Origin of the sequence: Fulvivirga lutimaris (assembly GCF_009711525.1) — a bacterium.
In the GTDB taxonomy this organism is placed as follows: domain Bacteria; phylum Bacteroidota; class Bacteroidia; order Cytophagales; family Cyclobacteriaceae; genus Fulvivirga; species Fulvivirga lutimaris.
The window spans coordinates 1-4,298 of the sequence record NZ_SMLV01000180.1 but is presented as its reverse complement, the minus strand read 5'-3'; the positions used below and the strand labels follow the sequence as shown (position 1 = coordinate 4,298).

Annotated in this window: 5 protein-coding genes; 3 read left to right on the top strand and 2 right to left on the bottom strand. The window is 38.0% G+C overall.

Features of this window, described 5'->3' with window-relative positions; genetic code table 11:
• The 3 genes from E1140_RS01520 to E1140_RS01510 form a co-directional block, all read left to right on the top strand.
• Nucleotides 1-589: RNA polymerase sigma factor (locus tag E1140_RS01520; RefSeq protein ID WP_155178320.1), on the top strand; the 589-nt coding region annotated here is incomplete at its 5' end.
• On the top strand, nt 589-876 hold the full coding sequence (locus E1140_RS01515; protein ID WP_155178318.1) for a hypothetical protein: 288 nt from the start codon (nt 589-591) through the stop codon (nt 874-876). The genes E1140_RS01520 and E1140_RS01515, both read left to right, overlap by 1 nt.
• Nucleotides 863-1,531, top strand: a complete 669-nt coding sequence (locus E1140_RS01510) for an energy transducer TonB (RefSeq protein WP_155178316.1) — start codon at nt 863-865, stop codon at nt 1,529-1,531. The genes E1140_RS01515 and E1140_RS01510 overlap by 14 nt, the downstream gene beginning before the upstream one ends.
• A 48-nt stretch (nt 1,532-1,579) precedes the next feature.
• On the opposite strand, the gene E1140_RS01505 is transcribed toward E1140_RS01510, so the two are convergent.
• Together E1140_RS01505 and E1140_RS01500 are read right to left on the bottom strand one after the other, a co-directional pair.
• Nucleotides 1,580-3,070 (bottom strand): hypothetical protein, encoded by a 1,491-nt coding sequence (locus tag E1140_RS01505; RefSeq protein ID WP_155178314.1) that lies wholly within the window; start codon nt 3,068-3,070, stop codon nt 1,580-1,582.
• Nucleotides 3,071-3,072: 2 nt separating this feature from the next.
• Nucleotides 3,073-4,298 (bottom strand): amidohydrolase family protein (locus E1140_RS01500; RefSeq protein ID WP_155178312.1); only part of this gene is annotated, 1,226 nt, incomplete at its 5' end.

Here is a 4,298-nt window from a genome sequence, read left to right as displayed (position 1 = left end):
CGATATAAATGCTTTGAGCGAAGCCCGACATATGACCGAGGATCAGATAGCTGAAGAACAAAAAATTGTTGAAGCAGCGAAGAATGATGCCCGGGCATTTGCCGCGATATACGATCGCTATTTTGAGCAGATCTTTAATTTCATATTAAGGAGAACAGATGATGAAGGACTGACGGATGATCTAACGTCTCAAACGTTTTTAAAAGCACTGCAAAGCTTAAAAAAGTATGAGTTCAGGGGTCTGCCCTTTTCGGCCTGGCTGTATAGGATAGCAAGTAATGAAGTGAATAAACATTACAACAAGAAGAAAAGGAAGCGGGTTTTTAGTCTTGAAGAAGAAAGGTTATTTGAAATTATAGAAACCGATGACAGCAATCCGGAACTGGATGGGCAGATAGGCACTTTGATAAGTACACTAAATGATCTGCCAACCGATGTAATGGAAGTGTTGGAACTAAGATTTTTTGAAGAACGGAGTTTTAAAGAGATCAGTTTCATTTTGAATATTAGTGAGAGTGGCGCCAAGATGAGATTGTATAGAGCGATAGAAAAGTTAAAGAAGTATTTCACGGTCAACTGGAAAGAGTAATGGGAAGACATGAAATAAGATTAAGAAGAAGGAAGATGACCTCAGGTAGAATTGAGGGATATAAGGACTATCGTGACCTAATGAACAAGCATAGCCGAGCAGATAGGTTAAGAAAGGCGTACAGGTTGTTTCTGATTGTTTTGGGAACAATTGCCTTGTTATTTTTCTCTTATCTGTTCTTCAGATCACCACAAAAACAAGCCCCAACAAGCGGGGTTCAGAAAATATCCCGGCCGGGTGTTTTAATCAATTATTCACTAAACACCGAAAACAATGGAAAAACGTAAAAATCCAGAAAAAGAGCTACGCAATAAGTCGGGCCTTTTCTTCCAAATTGGCCTACTCATCGCAATGATGGTATGTGTAAGTGCCTTTGAGTATCGTACTAAATCGATAGCTCATGACCCTATTGATCTTACCGTAATGGTAGATGAAACAATTATTCCACCTATCACTATTCAGGATCCACCACCTCCACCACCCAAACCTAAGCTTATGAATCCCGTGGAGGTGCCCAATGATGACCCTTTGGAAGAAATTCCTCCTGAAGTAGTCATTCCAACTGATGATCCTATACCAACCCCTCCAGTTGTTCTCGAAGAACCTCCAGTGGAAGATGCTCCGGTTGGTGATTTTACAATCGTAGAGGATATGCCTGAGCCAGATGGAGGTATAGCAGGGTTTTATAAGTATGTTCAAAAAAATCTTAAATACCCTCCTGCTCCCAGAAGAATGGGAATCGAAGGTAAAGTGTTTGTTCAGTTCGTAATCGATGAAAAGGGAGAGTTGGTAGAATTTGAGATATTGAAAGGAATACATAAAGACTGCGACAATGAAGTACTCAGAATTATGAATAAGGCACCTAAATGGAAACCAGGGAAGCAGCGCGGAGTGCCAGTAAGAGTGAAACAAGTGTTGCCGATTGAGTTTAGATTGAACTAGTTGCAAAACCCCCAATCTCTATTGACCGGAGACTGGGGGTATTTTTATTTATTCAACTTTCAAATCCACCCCTTTCCAATCAAGGCTTGTTAAAGCAGCGCTGCCATTCGACCCAACTTCATAATTTAATTTTACGTCTTCAATATCAGTGGTTAGCACACCTTGTTCGGTATGATGAAGTTCTGTGTTAATTTCGAAAAAGCTCTTGATTTTGCGTTTTACAGATAGGTAAAGCCCGCCAGCCCTGTTCTCAACTACCACATTATAATCCAAAACTTTGTACTTGCCAGGAAGATCGTTTAGAAGGCTTTCAGGCATTTCTAAAGTCTGCTGCTCAACTTCAGCCATTTTTATTGCCTCAAGCCAGGGATCTAATCTGCTTACATGATCATCAAAACTGTAGGCTACTGAAACATTAGGCTTTAATTCCTTCCGATTATCTGATTGCCAGCTTGTTGGCCAAAACTTATGCGTTAATGAAATCATCTGTTTAGAATGAGGAAGATCAATGTACTTTGTATCCCCCACACTATTTGGGCCTTCACCTGTTGGCTCACCAATAAATATTGCTTTGGTATTAAGCTCCAAAATAGAAGATAACTCCATCACTGTTCCTCTTGTGGCTCGACTGATGAGCACAAATAATTTGCCTTTTTTATTGAGTTGAGATTTCTGAATTAAATCAGTAAATGGCTTAAGTTTAAAACCATTCCCTCCACCCCCGAAACGATTGTCAATAATCAGTTTATCGATCTTTTTAGAATTTAAATCTTTTTCTATTCCACTGACAAATTTTGAAAAGCTGTCACCAGTATCATTATCAGCTATAGCTTGAAATTGAATTAATAATGTGTTCGTATCTGTGTCATAAGACTTCCAATAATTACTCCTATGCTCGGCTTCCTCGCTCCCAATAAGATTCCGCTGAAGTGCTGAATAATTATCATATGAGCCAAAATCAACTTTTGTGGTTTGTCCTCCTTCCAAAGTTAAATTCACACTTTTATCAGTCTCCTCTAAAATACCAGCGCCCTTTAACCAAAGACTGCTTTGTAGATAAAAAAGGAAAACATACTTTTTGTAATTCTCATTATCACCAGAAAGATATGGGCTCAATTGATCATAAAGTTGCTCTACCTTGATTCCATTTATTGCCACTACTTTATGATTTTTTAATGATTTATAATCCTCAAAAGCATCCAAGACATAAAGTCCATCGCTGAACAAATAGGTTTTGATAGGCAAAATGGAATTATCAAAAGCGGACTGTATTGGTAGGAGCCTAATACCTTCATCACTTAACTCAGCTAACAATTTCTGAATGGCCATTACCTTTTGAATGTGGCTCAAATCATTAAAATGCTCTTTTAAAGAATTGAATTTATTATCCAAGTTATATTGGTTAGCATCAGGTACAATTTTTCCAATCTGCTCCTTAAGAAAATTTAAATCATTTCCCCACTCATCATCAGTTTGCGAATAACTAAATACTGAAATAAGGGCAAGTAGCAATGTAGTTATTAGTTGTTTTGATCTCATGATTATTTATTAAACATGTGATCAAGAAAATTTCCAATGGTTGTATAAGTCGACTGTTTATTCTCGCCAATTTCTCTAAGCCTTTTTAGTTCATTTTGACGGTAGAGCTTGCGGCCTTGTAGCAATGACTCTATGTCTTTGACATTCAAGGCATTTTCTAAAGGGTTTTCTTTAAGAATTATTAAATCTGATATTGCTCCTTTTTTAATCACACCGAGCTTATCATTCTTCAAAACTTTAGCTGCATTTCTAGTGGCTGATTCCAATATCTTGAAATTGCTTAATCCCGCCTTTTGCAAAAGATCAATCTCCCATAATACCGTTTCACCAGGCACAGTTAGTACTGGTCCTGTATCTGTTCCAAATATTAATGGCACTCCAACCTCTTCAAAAATATTGACAAGTCTTTCCATAAAGGCATACTTCTTCACAGTCCAGTCATATCCATCCTGACTGTAGCCAGGGTACTCGCTGATCTGCTTTTTACCGATAAATAGTATTAGTGGATTAATTATATTGGAATACTGGGTGTCCAAAAAGTCTTGTTTTTCTGTTACCGCCATAAACACCTGGTGATAAGCAGCCAAATTGACACAAACAGCTACCTGATTTTCCGCAAGTACATTGGCTATAACACGAGCCGAATCTTCATCAAATTCATAATTCAATGGCCCCTGAAATATCTCTTCAATATGCTCTATTGATGCTATACGGCTCTTTGCTAACGTTAAAAAATCAACTGCTCTTGGAGGGTGCCCTGCCACATCAAATCTTTGATTTTTCGCTACATTCAGTATGCTCTGAAATTGATCATCATAGATACCATCATAAATTTTTATGAAATCATAGCCTTCTTCTTTGTAGCGCTTTAATAATTCTGGGATTTCATCCGCTGAATCAATGTTTTTATGAAAAGGCCCTGTATCATTTCCTGAATTTATAGTTGGAGTGGCCGTAATAATTCTACTGCCAACCAGATTACCCTCCTTCTGCTGATCCTTCCATCTCAGGTGCATAGGAAAACCCATCATATTTCGGGTTGTTGTCACCCCATAAGAAAGAAATTGTGCAGCATCTGTTCTATCGAATAAATGTGCATGCATATCTATTAGGCCAGGCATCACATACCCTCCTTTGGCATCTACCTGAGTATATCCTGCATAATCAGCAACTGAGTCTGGTTCTATTTTAGTTATAATACCATTGTCAATAAACATACTATGATCTG

Excerpts from the sequence above, each read along its gene's own strand:
- E1140_RS01515 (WP_155178318.1), top strand. The coding sequence starts at position 589 with ATGGGAAGACATGAAATAAGATTAAGAAGAAGGAAGATGACCTCAGGT.
- E1140_RS01510 (WP_155178316.1), top strand. The coding sequence starts at position 863 with ATGGAAAAACGTAAAAATCCAGAAAAAGAGCTACGCAATAAGTCGGGC.
- E1140_RS01505 (WP_155178314.1), bottom strand. The coding sequence starts at position 3,070 with ATGAGATCAAAACAACTAATAACTACATTGCTACTTGCCCTTATTTCA.